At 46.6% G+C, this 16,522-nt stretch carries 12 protein-coding genes and 1 riboswitch; of the genes, 10 read left to right on the forward strand and 2 right to left on the reverse strand.

The genetic code is table 11. From position 1 onward, the window contains the following. The first annotated feature begins 41 nt into the window (after positions 1-41). The 7 genes from G499_RS0103410 to G499_RS0103440 all read left to right on the forward strand — a co-directional run bounded on the left by G499_RS0103410 (position 42) and on the right by G499_RS0103440 (position 8,565). A complete protein-coding gene (locus tag G499_RS0103410) occupies positions 42-848 on the forward strand; it encodes a polysaccharide biosynthesis/export family protein (protein WP_026998785.1) in 807 nt (268 codons plus the stop codon). A 194-nt stretch (positions 849-1,042) separates the two neighbouring features. Next, the gene (locus G499_RS18560; RefSeq protein ID WP_161627685.1) at positions 1,043-3,379 is read left to right on the forward strand and encodes a polysaccharide biosynthesis tyrosine autokinase; all 2,337 of its coding nucleotides are present in this window, start codon (positions 1,043-1,045) and stop codon (positions 3,377-3,379) included. Positions 3,380-3,381: 2 nt separating this feature from the next. Further along, the gene (locus G499_RS0103420; protein ID WP_026998786.1) at positions 3,382-4,128 is read left to right on the forward strand and encodes a tyrosine-protein phosphatase; all 747 of its coding nucleotides are present in this window, start codon (positions 3,382-3,384) and stop codon (positions 4,126-4,128) included. Continuing rightward, the gene (locus G499_RS18565; protein ID WP_051295868.1) at positions 4,115-5,155 is read left to right on the forward strand and encodes an SDR family NAD(P)-dependent oxidoreductase; all 1,041 of its coding nucleotides are present in this window, start codon (positions 4,115-4,117) and stop codon (positions 5,153-5,155) included. The genes G499_RS0103420 and G499_RS18565 overlap by 14 nt, the downstream gene beginning before the upstream one ends. 113 nt (positions 5,156-5,268) lie before the next feature. Then, the gene (locus G499_RS0103430; RefSeq protein WP_026998787.1) at positions 5,269-6,681 is read left to right on the forward strand and encodes a tetratricopeptide repeat protein; all 1,413 of its coding nucleotides are present in this window, start codon (positions 5,269-5,271) and stop codon (positions 6,679-6,681) included. Beyond that, on the forward strand, positions 6,678-7,496 hold the full coding sequence (locus G499_RS18570) for a phosphosulfolactate synthase (RefSeq protein ID WP_035726308.1): 819 nt from the start codon (positions 6,678-6,680) through the stop codon (positions 7,494-7,496). The genes G499_RS0103430 and G499_RS18570 overlap by 4 nt, the downstream gene beginning before the upstream one ends. Before the next feature lie 124 nt (positions 7,497-7,620). Next, complete coding sequence (locus tag G499_RS0103440) at positions 7,621-8,565, forward strand: polyprenyl-phosphate transporter (protein ID WP_026998788.1); 945 nt, start codon at positions 7,621-7,623, stop codon at positions 8,563-8,565. A gap of 325 nt (positions 8,566-8,890) precedes the next feature. On the opposite strand, the gene lpdA is transcribed toward G499_RS0103440, so the two are convergent. Then, positions 8,891-10,285: a dihydrolipoyl dehydrogenase gene (lpdA, locus tag G499_RS0103445; RefSeq protein ID WP_026998789.1), complete on the reverse strand. Its 1,395-nt coding sequence runs from the start codon at positions 10,283-10,285 to the stop codon at positions 8,891-8,893. A gap of 283 nt (positions 10,286-10,568) precedes the next feature. Here lpdA and G499_RS0103450 point away from each other — a divergent pair, with 283 nt between their 5' ends. The 3 genes from G499_RS0103450 (at position 10,569) to G499_RS0103460 (ending at position 13,052) form a co-directional block, all read left to right on the forward strand. Further along, complete coding sequence (locus tag G499_RS0103450; protein ID WP_026998790.1) at positions 10,569-10,994, forward strand: hypothetical protein; 426 nt, start codon at positions 10,569-10,571, stop codon at positions 10,992-10,994. 208 nt (positions 10,995-11,202) lie between these two features. Beyond that, positions 11,203-12,108: an ATP-binding protein gene (locus tag G499_RS18575; RefSeq protein WP_026998791.1), complete on the forward strand. Its 906-nt coding sequence runs from the start codon at positions 11,203-11,205 to the stop codon at positions 12,106-12,108. After that, complete coding sequence (locus tag G499_RS0103460) at positions 12,105-13,052, forward strand: hypothetical protein (RefSeq protein WP_161627686.1); 948 nt, start codon at positions 12,105-12,107, stop codon at positions 13,050-13,052. Before G499_RS18575 ends, G499_RS0103460 begins: the two co-directional genes overlap by 4 nt. A gap of 134 nt (positions 13,053-13,186) precedes the next feature. Here G499_RS0103460 and G499_RS0103465 read toward each other — a convergent pair whose 3' ends face one another. After that, a complete protein-coding gene (locus tag G499_RS0103465) occupies positions 13,187-15,652 on the reverse strand; it encodes a TonB-dependent receptor (RefSeq protein WP_026998793.1) in 2,466 nt (821 codons plus the stop codon). A gap of 119 nt (positions 15,653-15,771) precedes the next feature. After that, positions 15,772-15,867, reverse strand: a riboswitch (TPP riboswitch). Between the last annotated feature and the right edge of the window lie 655 nt (positions 15,868-16,522).

Consider the following 16,522-nt stretch of genomic DNA (forward strand, 5'->3'; position numbering starts at 1 on the left):
CATCTACTTTTATCTCTGTATCCCCTCAATCTTGAGCGCTTATGCGAAACATACTTTATTTTGTTGCCTTTGCAGTACTCTTGTCCTCTTGTAAGATTTATAATCAGAACGTGATTTTTAAAACAGAAACCGAGCTCAACATCCCAGAGGTGGAGGCGCTTCGAGCTATCGCCGAGCGCAACTATATCATCAAGCCAGATGATTTTATCAGTGTGCGGCTCTTTAGTGTGGAGGGTGAAGCCCTGGTAGAGCCCATCTTGCCGGCCAACTTGATGGGGCAGCAGGGCGGAATGGTTGGCGGTGGCGGAATGATGATGGGCGCACAGCAAGGCGGCCTCCAACAACGCTACCTCATTCAAACCGATGGCTCAGCAGACCTACCCCTGATTGGCAATATCTCGCTAAAAGGCTATACTCTACACCAAGCCGACAGCGTCTTGACGGAGGCCTACAGCCAGTTTTATAAAGACTTGTATGTGCGTACGCAATACCTCAACAAACGTGTGATTGTGTTTCGAGGGGCTGGCGCGACTGTAGTGCCGCTCGAAAACGAAAATATGCACCTCATCGAAGTGTTGGCCATTGCCGGCGGCTTCGACAACTCGGTGCGCGCTACCAACATCCGCATCATCAGGGGAGACCTCAAAGACCCAACGGTCTTTATTGTCAATCTGAAAACGATAGAGGATATGCGCAAAGCCTACCTTCGCATTGAGCCTAACGACATCATTTATGTAGAGCCTATTCGCAAGAGCATCTTAGAGGGCTTGAGCGACTTGTCAGGTTTGTTGGGGCTGTTGGCTACTATTTTCTCTTTTGCCGTATTAATCAGAAGCACGAATAATTAAGTCTTGTGCTACGTTGTTAAACCAATCACCATTCTTATTCTAATTAACCTGTTGACGCTTTAGCTTGCTTGTCTAAACATACCCACATATCACCTACCATAGGCCCACCGGAAACAGATGATGACCGTAATTTTTTGAGTGAGTTAGACTTTCACAAAATATGGCTCATCTTTCGAAAAAGCTTGATTTGGATTGTGTTGTTAGTAACGCTTTCCATCACTGGTGCATACCTCTATATCCGCTATACCAAGCCGCTATACCAGTCGGCTTCTAATCTCAAGCTAGAAATCAAAAGCACAGGCAACAATGTGTTGGGGCTGCGGGGCGTAAGTATGGATGGGGGCGACCTATACGGTGAAATAGAATATATTCGCTCCGAAATCATCTATGACGAGCTACTCAAGCGCTCTCCCGAATTGCACGTAAGCTACTATGCCAAGGGCAATATCTTAGACAATGAGCTGTATAGCTCTTCGCCTTTTGAGCTGGTGTACGAACAGTTTGACGAATCGTTGATGGATCAAAAAATCTCTGTCGAAATTCTGAGCAAGCAGGAATACATCCTCTCTTATCAGATAGGCAATAGTGTAGTCAAACAGCAATATCAGTTTGGACAGGCAATTAATCTGGGTGGGAAGGTATGCCAATTAGTGCTAAAAAACACCTTCAGCCCCGGCAGTAGTTATAGCTATTATTATTTTGTAGTCAACAGCCGTAGCGCCCTGATCAATTATCTTCAACAAAACCTGAGCGTAGGCATTATCAACCAAACTGCCCGCATCATCAGTGTGGCCTTCAAAGAACACAACATTTATAAGGCACGTGATATTGTCAATAAAATCGACAGCATCTACCTAGAGAAAACAGTAGAAAAACAAAATCAAAGCTACAAACAACAACTACGCTACCTCGATGAGCAAATCGCGAAGATAGAGCAAAAACTGGCCTCTTACGAAGATACCCTAGAGCGCTTTATCCTGACCAATAAGGTGCGCAGTGGAGAAGAAATCTTTAACAAAGCGCTGAGCGGCATAGAGGAAATGCTGGTCAAGAAAAACACGTTGGTAGAGCAACTCACCACCCTCCAGCAGCTCGATAATTGGGTACAACAGGACTCGCTCAACCTCGAAACCCTGCCCGAAATAGCTGTAGACGATGCTCGCCTGACCACGCTTTTCACTGAGCTAAACCAGCTCAAGGAACGCCGCAACAGTATGGCGCTTACCCGCACAGCCAATAGCCAGTCTTTGCGCTATCTCGAAGAACAATACGCTACAGCCAAGAGCAAAGCCGCCCAGCAGATTCAGGCCCAACAAAAACGCCTCTACCGACAATTGGCTGAAGTAAGGGGTAAAATCGCCGAATCGGAACAACAGTTTTTTAGTGCTCCTGCCAAAGAAAAAGCCTTTAACCGTATCCAACGGCTGTATAACATTGATGAGGGCTACTACCTCAGCATGCTCAACCGTAAGGCCGAAATAGGGATAGCCGGGGCAGGCATTATTCCGGAATTTGTGATTTTGTCGCCGGCCAATCTCCCCAGTGTAGCCATCTACCCCCAAAAGCGCACCATCTACCCCATCGGGCTAGGGGTAGGACTGATACTTTCGCTGCTTTTGGTAGGAGGGCGATACATCTTGAGTGATACCATCGGCAACCAAGCCGAACTAGAGCGCCTGCTCTATGCGCCGGTGCTAGGAGCTGTGCCCCACTATCGACCACGCAAATACAAAAGCCAACACTCTCGCCTGATGGTGGCCGACAACCCACGCTCCGTACTCAACGAAGCCCTACGGGCTATCCGTACCAATATCGACTTTATGTTGCCCCCTGGCCAACGCCTACACCAACGCGCCGAGGCCAAAATCATTGCGGTCTCCTCTACAGTCAGCGGCGAGGGCAAAACCTTTGTGGCGGTCAATACCGCCGGTATTATTGCCATGTCGGGGCTGAGGGTCATTGTGTTGGACTGCGACATGCGCCGCCCCAAAGTCCATCTAGCCTTTGACTATTTGGATAATGACAACGAGGCCGGCGGCTTGAGCACCCTGCTCATTGGTCGAACCACGCTGGAGTCTGTCATCAAAAAACAAACACGCGTCGAAAATCTACACTTTATACCTGCCGGCCCCATACCTCCTAACCCCTCTGAGCTGATTCTTCGCACGGAATTTGAAGAACTATTAGTCTCGCTCAAAGCAAAATATGACATTATCCTCATCGACAGCCCGCCGGTGGGCTTGGTTACAGATGGGATATTGATTATGCAAAAAGCTGATGTACCGCTGTTTGTCTTTAGGGCAAATTATTCGCGTCGAGTTTTTGTCAAAGGACTCAACAAATTGCTACAACAAAAAAATGTACAAAACCTAGCCGCCATTCTCAATGCGTCCAAAGCAACCGGAGGATATGGATATGGATACGGATATGGCAGCTACGGCTCTTACCAATCGCCCTACTATGAAGAAGATACGCCTGCTTGGCGGACTTTTCTTCAAAACATATGGGCAATTATCAACCAACGTAAGTAATCATGATAGGACTACTCTTCTCCAAATCAGCCCATAGCAACCCTTGGTTACGTACCGATAACTGGCTACACACAGATATACACTCGCATCTATTGCCCGGCATCGATGATGGGGTGAAGACGCTGGCCGAGGCCGCTGCGCTCATAGAGCAGTTTCAGGCTTTGGGCTACCAAAAGCTCATCACCACGCCCCACATCATGATGGACTATTACCGCAATACGCCCTGTATCATCCAAGAACGACTCGAAGAACTGCAAGCTTACCTCAAACAAGAGGGCATCAATATATGTATAGAAGCTGCCGCAGAGTATTATATGGATGAGGGCTTGGCCGAAATGATCAAGCGCGATGACCCGCTGCTGACCTTTGGCGACCGCTATGTGTTGGTAGAAACGGCCTTTATCAATCGACCGCTCAATTTTTGGGAGATGCTCTTCGAGCTACAAGTCCTAGGCTATCGCCCTGTATTGGCACACCCCGAGCGCTATGCTTATTTGCAAAAAGACCTCCGCCTATTGGACGAAATCGCGCAGCGAGGTATCTTGCTGCAAGTCAATCAAATAGCACTATCAGGATACTATGGCTCAGAGGCCAAACGCTTGGCCAAATACATCATTCAGAAAAAAATGCTTAGTTTTGTAGGCTCTGACTGCCACGGGGTGCGACACATGCAGGCAATGCAAGTAACACACAAACTCAAAGGCTTTCAAAAATTAGCAGAACAACCCCTACTCAATGCTCAACTCTGATTTTCAAGACTATAACCACCTTCCTACATACGACAAAACGGTATTGGTTACCGGGGCTACCGGCCTAATCGGTAGCTTTGTTGTCAGACTCCTACTCCAACAAGGCGCTACCATACACGCCCTTCGCAGGCAAAGCAGTACCCCACTACTGCTAGAAGGGCTTGATGAACAGATACATTGGCACGAAGGAGATGTGTTGGATGTGGATAGCCTCGAAGCAGCGATGGAGGGCGTTCAGTCTGTAATTCACTGCGCCGCTACAGTTTCTTTTCACCCCCGCGACTACGCGCATATGTTTAAGGTCAATGTAGAGGGGACGGCCAATGTGGTCAATGTGGCCCTCACAACAGGCATAGAAGACTTTTGCTTTGTCAGCTCAGTGGCTGCGCTAGGTCGCAAAAAGGGGCAGATGCTCATCGATGAAAGCAATCAATGGGAGACTTCTCCCCTCAACAGCCAATACGCACAGTCCAAACACCTAGCCGAGATGGAAGTCTGGCGCGGGATTGCCGAAGGCCTCTCGGCGGTGATTGTCAACCCATCGGTAGTGTTGGGCCCCGGAGAGCTAGACAAAAGCAGTACCCAGCTATTCAACTATGTTTATACCCAAAAGCCGTTTTATATTGATGGCTACCTCAACTATGTCGATGTGCGCGATGTAGCCACTTCCATACTTTTATTGCTTGCCCGCCAAATACGTGGGGAGCGCTTTGTGGTCAGCGCCGGCACGATTACCTACCTCGAAATGTTTGGCTATATGGCCGAAACATTGGGCAAAAAGGCTCCTCGTATCAAGGTCAATGGCCGTATGGCCGGGATAGCTTGGCGCTTGGCCAGCCTCCAATCTTGGCTTACCGGAGGCCGCCCCTTCATCACCCGCGAAACAGCTCAGATAGCCCAAAACTCTTTTACTTTCGACAATCAAAAAATAAAAAAGAGGCTCGACTATCAGTTCAAAAGCGCCCAAGAGGCAATTCAATGGACTGGGCAAGCCTTGCTGGCGCGTGAGAAAAACCCAAAAGCCTAGCATTTTTGTTGTATAATTTACTAACTTAGCAAAACTACTAGGCCCATACGGGGCTAGGCATAGGAACGGTTTTGTTGACCTATAGACCCTGTATTTCACTCAAGAAGCGCCCTATGATAGACGATTTTGACAGCAGAGATGAAACTGAAGAAACCGTTGTCCGATTTGAGCAGATGCTCCGACAAGAGGAATTCTTTTTTTTCGATGTAGAAACTTATGAGCGCATCATCGAGTATTACCGTGAGCGCGAAGAATATGAAACAGCCCTTCAGGCCTGTGAGATGGCCTTATCGCAATATCCCTTTTCTAACGAAATTAAATTTGAAAAAGCACAGGTACTGGCAAGTTTAGATGAGTTTGAGGATGCGCTCGAACTCATCGAGCAGCTCGAAGTACTCTATCCGCAAGACAAAGACCTGATTTTTTTGAAGGGAAATGTACTCTATCTCTGTGGCCAGTATACCGAAGCCATTGAGTCATTGGAGCAAGCCCTGCCTTTTGCACAAGACAAAGATGAGATTTATTTTCGTATAGGCTATGTCTATGCCCAATCAGAAGAGCAGATGCCGCAAGCCATCAGCTATTTCCAAAAAGCCCTGCGCGAAAATATAGCTCACGAGGCCGCCGCGCTTGAGTTGGCCTTCTGCCTAGACTTTATCGATGACTTTGCCGAGGGAGTGCGTTTTTACGAAGAGGTCATCAATGAAAATCCTTATGCACACTATGCTTGGTATAACCTTGGCCTCTTACACGCCAATATGGAGCAATATGGCCAAGCCCTACAAGCGCTCAGCTATGCAGTCCTGATTCAGGAAGACTTTGCCGCTGCTCACTATGCCATGGGGCACGCCTACATGAACAATAGCGACTACCGCGAGGCCCAACAAACCTACCTGCTGGCCATAGACCACACCCCAAGCCCTGACCCTGAAATGCTTTGCTGCCTAGGCGCGGCCTACGAAAAAGACCAACAGTATAGCCCCGCCATACGCTATTATAACCAAGCCCTACAGCTCGACCCTACCTATGCCGACGCTTGGTTTGGGGTTGGAGCTTGCCTTTTTTATCAGGAAAAATGGTTCGAATCGCTACATTTTTTGCGCAAAACCGTTACTTACAACGATGACAACGACCTCTACTGGCTCGTCTTGGCCAATGCCGAATACCAAATCGGCAATACCGTAGCCAGCTTCGAAGCATATATGCGCGCCAGCGAAATCAACCCGACCAACCCAGAAGTATGGCTCAATTGGTCTTTGCTTTGCTTCGAGCAAGGCGAAGAAGACAAGGCCGTACAGCTCCTGAGTGAAGGAATAGAAGAATGCCCTGAAGAAGCATTGCTCTACTATCGGATGGCGGCCTACCTCATCGACGCAGGAAAATACAAACAAGCCTTCTCGTTTCTAGAAAATGCCCTAACTTTGGACTTTGATAAGCACACTGTACTGTTCGACTTTTTTACGAGCCTAGACGTACAAAAAGCGCTTTTCAAAATCATTGATCAATACAGACAAGACCATTCATGAACGAACATCCTAACTACGTTTTAAACGGAGTCCCCGAACGTAGCCTCAAACCTCGCGACAACGGCTACACCATGGTAATGGACAAAGGGCTTTCGACACGCGAAGTAGAAGATATGCTCAGCGTCTCGGCTGATTATATCGACATTGTCAAGCTAGGCTGGGCTACTTCATATGTAGTGCCTAATTTGAAAGAAAAGCTACAGGTATACAAGCAGGCCGGTATCCCCTATTATTTTGGGGGGACGCTGTTTGAGGCCTTTTTGATTCGCAAGCAGTTTGAAGACTACCGCCGTGTACTCGAGAAGTACGATATGGAGTATGTAGAGGTATCGGATGGGTCTATTTCTTTGCCTCACGAAGAAAAATGTAAATACATCAGCATCCTCAAAGAGCAGGTAACTGTGCTTTCGGAAGTAGGCTCGAAGGATGTCAATGATATCATCCCCCCTTATCAGTGGATTAAGCTGATGCAGGCAGAGCTAGACGCAGGGGCTTGGAAAGTAATTGGCGAAGCCCGCGAAGGCGGAAACGTCGGCCTATTCCGTGATTCGGGCGAGGTGCGTCAGGGGTTGGTCAAAGAGATTATTCACTCTATCCCCTCAGACAAGATTATCTGGGAAGCCCCCCAAAAATCACAGCAAACTTGGTTTATCAAGCTCCTAGGAGCCAATGTAAACCTAGGCAATATTGCCCCCAATGAGGTAATCCCACTCGAAACGCTCCGACTAGGTTTGCGTTCCGATACCTTTAGCCATTTCTTGCGCGCTGAAGACATCAATGAAGGGATGCAGTTGCGCGGCAACATCGCCAAATAGGGTGAAATATTCGTCTTGAGAAGACCTGTTGGGCTTGACAAAACCCTAACAGGCCTTCTTTTTTCCTAATTACCCAGCCTCAACAATATACTCATCACTAACAAATGCTTCTCCTTTCAAAAATATGCAAGCATCATACTTCTTCTTGTTTCTAAAAGGGCTGGCTATGGGCGCAGCCGATGTGGTGCCGGGAGTTTCCGGCGGAACCATCGCTTTTATTACTGGTATTTATGAGCGCTTGCTCAATGCGATTCGTTCTGTCAACGGCACCGCATTGCAGCTACTCTTACGAGGGCGTATCGCCGAGTTTTGGAAACACACCGACGCTACTTTTTTGCTGGTGCTGGTATTGGGAGTGGGGACAGCCTTTGTGAGCTTGGCCAAACTCATTACTTTTTTACTCAAGGCTTACCCCGAAATGCTATGGGCATTTTTCTTCGGACTGATAGCGGCTTCGGCCTTCGTGGTGAGCAAACAGGTGCGGCAGGCCAATGTGGCTGTTTGGCTTGTAGGCATTGTAGGGGCTTTGGTGGCCTATTTTATCACCGTAGCCGTTCCTGCCGAAACACCAACGGCACTGTGGTTTATTTTCCTCAGTGGAGCCATTGCCATTTGTGCGATGATTTTGCCCGGTATCTCAGGTAGTTTTATCTTGGTGCTTTTGGGCAAGTATGAATATATGATGCAGGCCATCAAGACTTTGCAAATCAAAGATATCGCCGTTTTTATAGTAGGGGCAGTAATGGGCTTGCTTTCTTTTTCTCACCTGATTTCGTGGGCCTTGCGCCGCTACCACGACCTGACAATCGCCCTGCTGACGGGCTTTATGGTAGGAGCGCTCAACAAGGTATGGCCTTGGAAACAGACACTAAAAACGTATACCGACCGACACGGGGAGGCGAAGCCTCTGGTACAACAGAATGTATGGCCTTGGGAGTATACCGACCTCACCGGCCAAGCAGACTATCTACTGTACTGTGTCTTGTTGGCCGTGTTGGGCTTCGGACTGGTATACCTGCTCAGCAAATTCAGCCCGCAACCTAGTGAAGCTCCAAAACAGACGGCTTAGATACCTATGTGAATCAAGAAAATACCACCATTGGTATTTTTGACTTTCGTTGTTGTCGTTATTGTGCTTATTTTATAACAAGATTCATATCATAAGTAGCAATGCACAAACAGCCTGTGTTTTGTTTATGATGTAGTATATTGAAAATCAAGAGAATAAAACAACTGAGCACTCAAAACTAAAAACGCATAGCTACTTGCTAAGATTTACAATAGGCGGCTGATTCTGATGACACAAGCTAGCTAAAAAACAACAAAACCACAGCAACAGGAGCTATCCTATTGCTGTGGTAGCATATTGTGAAAGGGGTGTGTGTCCCGAGAGCTTACATATGGATTACCTCACCGTAGGCGGCGGCGGCGGCTTCCATTACAGCTTCCGACATGGTAGGGTGTGGGTGTACCGACTTGATGATTTCGTGTGCGGTGGTTTCGAGACGGCGCGCCACCACAACTTCGGCAATCATTTCTGTTACGTTGGCTCCAATCATATGAGCGCCCAACCACTCACCATATTTGGCATCAAAAATTACTTTGACAAAGCCATCTTTGGCGCCGGCGGCACTGGCTTTGCCAGAGGCCGAGAAAGGGAATTTACCTACTTTGATATCATATCCGGCATCGCGGGCGGCCTTTTCGGTCATCCCGACAGAGGCAATTTCGGGACTGCAATACGTACAGCCGGGGATGTTGGCATAGTCGAGTGGCTCGGGATGATGACCCGCGATATTTTCGACACAGATAATGCCTTCGGCAGAGGCTACGTGTGCCAGCGCCGGGCCGTGGGTAATGTCGCCAATGGCATACACTCCGGGGATATTGGTACGGTAATATTCATCGACCAGCACCTTGCCTTTGTCAGTAGCAACGCCTACATCCTCTAGGCCGATACCTTCGAGATTGGCGACTACGCCTACGGCAGAGAGTACCACATCACACTCCAGAATTTCTTCGCCCTTCTTGGTCTTCACACTTACCTTACAGCCTTTGCCCTTGGTGTCTACGGCTGTTACCTCGGCATTGGTGAGGATGTTCATCCCCATTTTTTTGTAGGTACGCTCCAACTGTTTCGATACCTCCTCGTCTTCATTAGGAACAATATTGGGCAGGTACTCTACAATCGTTACTTGTGTGCCGATGGTATGGTAGAAATAAGCAAACTCTACCCCGATAGCGCCGGAGCCTACCACTACCATCGACTTAGGCTGCTGCTCCAGCACCATCGCCTTGCGGTAGCCAATGATTTTTTGGTTGTCGATGGGCAGGTTGGGCAATTCACGCGCACGACCACCGGTGGCTAAGATGATATGGTCGGCACTGTAGACGGTTTTCTTACCTTTGTCGTCGGTTACTTCTACTTGTTTGTTGGGCATTAGTTTGCCAAAGCCTTCAAGGGTATCAATTTTATTCTTTTTGAACAAAAACTGAATCCCTTTGCTCATCCCCCCAGCTACTTCGCGGCTGCGCTTTACCATCCCGTCAAAGTTTACTTTGGCATTACCTACCTGAATGCCGTAGCTGTCGGCGTGTTGGATATATTCAAATACTTGGGCGCTCTTGAGTAGGGCCTTGGTAGGGATACAGCCCCAGTTGAGGCATACACCGCCTAGCGACTCTTTTTCAACTACGGCTACTTTGAGCCCTAGCTGTGAGGCACGGATAGCAGCTACATAGCCTCCCGGCCCGCCACCAATGACAATCAAATCGTATTTTGTAGACATATTATTGGGTGTTTTGGAGTTATTCAAAAGGAAAAGTGTATGATAGACGCACAGGCAAAATATCATTATTCCACGATGGAATAGCGGTTTTTCCTAGCCTATGCAAAGTTAGGATAAAAGCCTAAAGATGAAAATCTTGAATGTGAATTTCATAGTAGCACAAAACAACAAACACACAATATAGAAGCAAAAGGGTGGAGAATATTTTGAATCAAAGAAAACCATCGGGCTCAATAGTTCGTAACTGTGCTAAAACAGTATCACATATTACTATCAGATTTTTATGATGCGAGAGGCATATCACACACACTATGTAACCCATTGGGTGGATGAAACTCAGCAGTTGCTGGAGACCCGCTGGCATCCGGCGACAGAGCGGATGGGTGAACTAGATTTCCGCTACGAAATGGAAGAATGGCTTCGGATTACACAGAAGCTTAGTATCACACGTATTTATGACCACTGCGTGCAGTTTTTGTATCCCATCAGCATAGAAGAGCAGACCTATATGGCACAGTTGCTCAACCCGGGGTGGATTGCCGCAGGGGTCAAACGTTATGCGCATATTATGCCCCAAGAGCTTGTCTCTAACCTTTCCGCAGACCAGATGTTCCAGAAGTTTTATGATATGAACTTGCCCAATCAGTTTGTCATTCGGCATTTTGCCGAACAAGAACAAGAGCAGGCTTGGAAGTGGCTGTTGGGTTGAAGGCAAAACCAGCATCCTGATATGGTTTTTTTGCAGTTTGAGTACTATAGGGAATGCAAATTCCTTAGCGCTTCAAGCTTTATTGCCAAAAAACTGAAAATCAACTCCAATGAATCCTAAAATCAAGTAAATCTTGATATGAATTTGGACAAGCCGATGGATTTGAATAACTTTTAATCGAAAAAATTTATACCCTTAGTTCTAACCTATGAAAGATACTGTACAAGCCAAAGTTTTATCAGTCAATGAGTTTAAGGAAATTATGACTGATTTCACTAATCCGTTAGAAATATTTCGCGAGACCGTACAAAACAGCTATGATGCCGGAGCAACAGAAATCATCATCACACTCGATAACAACGAAGAGACAAAAAGGTTGGACATTGTCATTGAAGACAATGGAGAAGGCTTACTACCAAAGCAATTTAGCAATTTTTTTGATTTAGGCAACTCTACTAAAAGAGGTACCAAAAACAAACAATACATTGGGGAAAAAGGGCATGGGACGAAAATCTGCTACAACTCTGATAAACTGGTGTTAGAGTCTTGGTGCGAAGGAAAGAAGTATTATAGTGAAATGGATATGCCTAGATATAAACTCACCAAAAAGTCGCCACCCGAAGTCCCTAGTTATACCAAGCCTGCGGAAGTACCCCATAAAGAGAAAAAACAACAGGGAACACGCATCACAATTCAAGGCTACCTAACTGATGATTATGATTCAGGGAATGATAAAACCTTTCATCATGCGGCAGTTAAAGATTATTTATTATGGTTTTCTGCTTGGGGGTCAGTAGAGGCAGAGTTTGGCAGTCAAGAAAATGCCAAGAAAATTATTAAGCTCAGAGGGGTAAACTATGATGAATCTAGAGACCAAGAGAAGTATGATTTCAAAATTGGTAAAGATGGTTATGAGCATATACCTTTTGGGCATCGATTCCCAGAAAAGGAAGTATCCAGCACTGAGGAATTGAAAAGATATGCTAAAAAGGTCGCAGAGGGCGATATACGGGCTCCGCTATCTGTAAAGCAAAATGCGGAGAAGTATTGGGAAAAGTTTTTTGCCAAACGTATAGTTCTAGATGGTGATGTGAAACTAGGGGTACGCAAGTGAAAGCTCAAATCGTAATATGGGCAGAGGGAGATTCTCAAAAACGAATTTATAACCCGATGCTTGTTGAGCGCTTACAACAAGGTAGTGAAGAAATAGAGTATAAAGTAGCCGATCGCTATGGTTTATGGGCTTGTAAGAATTTTATCCCCATACAACGAATTGATCATTGGCTCGAAGGAAAAGGGTCATACACGAAGTTGCACGGATTTGTTAATTATGACGGCTTTACACTTACGGCTAATCGGAGCAGTATTGAAAATACCCCAACAGAGCGATTGAAGGCACTAAAAAAAGAAGTAGCCAAGCTTTATAGAAGCATTGAAAACGGAGAAGGTGATAATCAAGATTATGTTAAGTGGTTGGAAATCGAAACTGAAGCTCAAAATGAGCGAAAGGCTGACGAAGAAAAAGCAGAGCTGAGCAAGCGTATCAAAAAAGCCAAACGAAATCCAAAGATGTTGAAAATAGGCCAAAATCGGTTTTTAGTTCCCTCATCTGAAAGTGAAGTAGCGCTTTTATTGGCTGCTGTATTACAAGAGTTCCAAGAAGAGGCTGTATTGCCATACGAAATTGTAGACTATAACAGCAGCAAGGGGGTAGACTTTTTGGTTAGAGACCTCACCTACAAACCTAAACCATTGTCGGGGACACCTGAAACAGCGTTTGGATATGTGGAACTGAAAAAGAACTTAACGAATAAAAAATTCAACCACGCCTTCAAAAACATCAAGATGATTGTTTGTTATGATATTGGCCAGCTAAAAGAAGGTGAAGTTATGGAAGACCTCGAAGGAGAGCAAATGAAGCTCAAACGTGTAAGTACACGTAGAGCAGACCTTGCCATACGATACTCACTGGTGGGCGATGGCAACAACAAACACGAAATCAGTATTTTTCTGTTAGAAAGCTTCTTGAAGTCTAAAAAAATCAGTGCAACTGAGTAACGGGACAGAATCGAAGAAATGATATCCAACAATATATTTATTGTTGGAGTCTAAAGCATTCCCTTGCTTCACGGAGAGAGGCAAGGGAAGCCAAACGTGCTAAAATCCTTCCAAGATAAGGCCGTTTAAGAAGGTTAAAACCGCAACCCTACAGAAAGCAGAAAGTTGGTGCCGGCCATCGGGTAGAAGAAGTTTTCGTCGATGCGTTCACCGCCGGCAATGTAGGCAAAGGTATAGCCGTTGGGCGCATACAAGGTATTGGTGATGTTGTTGACAAGCAAGCCGAGCTGTACCTCTGGGATGAGGCGTGTGGGCAGGTGATAGCGTATGCGCAGGTCTTGGGTGTAGAAGGCATCGAGCTTGCGGGCCCGATTTTGGGTATTGTCCAAGAATTGGTCGCTGACGTACTTGTGTAGCCAGCCGATTTCCAAGCCCTTGACCGGGCTATAGAGCACTTGTGCGGAGGCCACCCAAGTAGGCGAAAAGGCAATAGTGGTACGGGCAAACTCGGTAACCTGCTGGCCTCCGTTGTCGAAGTCGTCGACAAACTCCCGAAAGTTTCGGATGATGTTTTGGCTCCAAGTAGCATTACCCTGTAGCGTCCAACGGCGAGAGGGCTTCCAAGCTAGCTCTAGCTCGATGCCGGTGCGGTAGCTCTCAGGCACATTGACACGGGTGTATGCCCCTACATCATTGACCTGCCCCGTGAGCAGGAGTTGGTTTTGGTACCACATATAGTAGTAGTTGAGGCTGGCTGCAAAGCGTTGGGCTTGATAACGATAGCCGGTTTCGAAATCGTGGAGGGTTTCGGGAAGGGGGCGGCTTTCGGCACTTGATTCGGTAAAATCATTACGGTTAGGCTCCTTGTTGCCCACAGCCCAAGAACCATAAAAAGTATGGGCTTCGTGGCGGTAGGTGAGGCCGAGTTTGGGGTTGAAGAAGTTGAGCTGTACACTTTGGTCGACCTCCCGAGCGCCGAGGTTGTCATCTACGGCCTTGCCCACAAAATTGTACCCTACTTGCCGCCATTGTATATCGGCAAAAGCCATAAGCTTAGGGTTGAGCTGATAAACAGCCTTGGCAAAGAGGTGCCCGTCGGTTTTGGTAGCATCATTGTCGTAGTAGCGGTCGCGGATTTGCGAGTCGCCAGCAAACCGCGCCCAGATAACCTCTCCGAAGTGCGCCCCTTCGTAGTGGTTCCACCCGCCGCCGAAGGTAAAGTTGAGGCGTTGGGCAAGGTAGTTGACAGAGAAAATAGTTCCATAAAAGTCATTATCGAGCCAGCGGCGGCGTATGAGGTCGGAGCGCTCGATGGTTTCGGTACCAATCACCACAGGGGCGATGTTGTAGCCACTCAGTCGGTCGTTGTAGCGGAATTGTTCATAGTAGCCCCTCCCCTTGGTATAGTGTAGCGCCAGATGTCCATACCAACGTTGGGAGAACTGGTGGTCATAAAATAATTGGTAGTGGTCTTGTTGGTAATTGTCGGTTTCGTTGTCGTAGAGTTGAGAGTTATAGCGTCGCGGGTTGGCGTTACGGATGTTGTCCGCTTGTTCGGCGTTGAGCCCGTTGCGCACAATGAAGGCTTCTATCCCCTCTGCATCGTTGCGCAGCTTGGCTTCCGGAATGCCATACCAAGCCTGATAGGTTTGTTCTTGACCCGAAAATATATTGAGGCGCAAGCTGCTGTTCTTGCCCCAATATGCCCCTGATACATAAAAAGAGCGCAAGTCAGAAAAAGCCCTGTCTATGAATCCATCCGAGCTGATGCGCGAAAGCCTTGCGTCGACCGTAAAGCGGTCGTGAAGTAGACCCGAACCTACCTGTAGGGTATGCTTCCAAGTGTTGAAAGCGCCGTAGCTGTTGTCGAGAGCGAGGTAGGCCGTATCGCGTCGGGCATTGGTCTGTATGTCAACTGTAGCACCAAAAGCAGCAGCCCCATTGGTAGAACTGCCCACGCCCCGCTGTATCTGGATGCTCTCTACGGAGGAGGCAAAGTCAGGCATATTGACAAAAAATGTTCCGTGACTTTCGGCATCATTGAGTGGAATACCATTGATGGTTACATTCACTCGGGTAGCATCTGAGCCTCGAATACGCATGCCGGTATAGCCTACGCCCGCACCTGCATCGGAGGTAGTTACGACGGAGGGGCTGAAATTGAGCAAGATAGGTAAGTCCTGACCGAAGTTTTGAGCCTGAATCGTGGCGCGGTCTATGTTTTGAAAAGCCATTGGGGCGATTTCGGGCACTCGTGTCGCTGTGATGAGCACCTCCTCTGTGAGCGTAGTACTGAGCACTAGACGTATTTCGCCAGCACTGCTGCCCGTGTTTACGGTCAAAACCTGTGGCTGATAGCCAATAAAAGAAACTTGCAATTGGTAAGTGCCTGCCTGAAGCTGGCCTAGCCGGAAGCGCCCCTGATGGTCAGTAGTAGTGCCTTTGTAGGTGTTTTGGAGCAGTACCGCTGCGCCGGCCAACCCTTGGCCGTTTTCGTCTAGTACACGTCCTTCGATTACATTGCCTGTAGTGCCTTGTCCCCACAAGGGTAGCGACAAAAACACACAGCAGAGCCATAGTCCAATATTTAAACCTTTCATCGGTGAAAGTAAAGTTAGAGTTTGAAATATTGGGGTCTGCACACAAGAAGCCAACACGCGCTTGTGATAAGTGAGAAAAACCGTTGGAATCGGCCAGAGCCTATGTCAGAAGGCAAAAAATATTTTTGTCTTCAACTCCCTTCGTCGGTACTAACCGCATCAGGTTCTATGGGTATATTCTCAGCTCCGCCAAAGGAGCACCCCAGTTGAGTTACTGTGTTGCAAAGGTAGCGTGTATCGGTGTGTGAAGCAAACACTAAGGGTTTCAAAATATCCAGTAGTATGACAATCGAATAAATCTTGGTATGAGGTATGAAAGTAGGAGTACCTACATTTTTGATTCAAAAAAATGACAATCATCAAAAAAAGCATTAATATTTGCATAAGAGTAAAAATATTGTTAAATCCTTGTGGTATTTCAATTCAACCAATAAAATCCACCTAAGGCTACTATGAAAACGATTGTCACCTATATCCTGCTATTTACTTTTTGTAAGGTAAGAGATTTTAAGGTAAACGATGATTATATTTAAATTTTATTAAGTGTGCTTATTGTTGTGAAATAAAAATAGTCTATGGTGTTTTTAAAAAAAACAAAATAATTTTGTTTTATTAGTGTTTGTTGTATAGATTTGTATCGAAGTACTTCATATAGCTAATTTCAGCGTCTTTTAGTTTTTATTATATTAACCTTTTCTAAAAATGAAAAACTTATCACTAAAGAAGTTTTTAATGTCTTGAACGCTAAAATGACAAAACAATCAAATTCTCCCTAATTCCGCAACTTGAAATCATTAATGTAGGGCTTCCGCACCAAATCAATAATCTTTGGTTGCTTATTGCTACTCCAATTATTCGAATGCGTTTGTA

Source organism: Eisenibacter elegans DSM 3317 (assembly GCF_000430505.1).
GTDB classification, from domain to species: Bacteria; Bacteroidota; Bacteroidia; order Cytophagales; family Microscillaceae; genus Eisenibacter; species Eisenibacter elegans.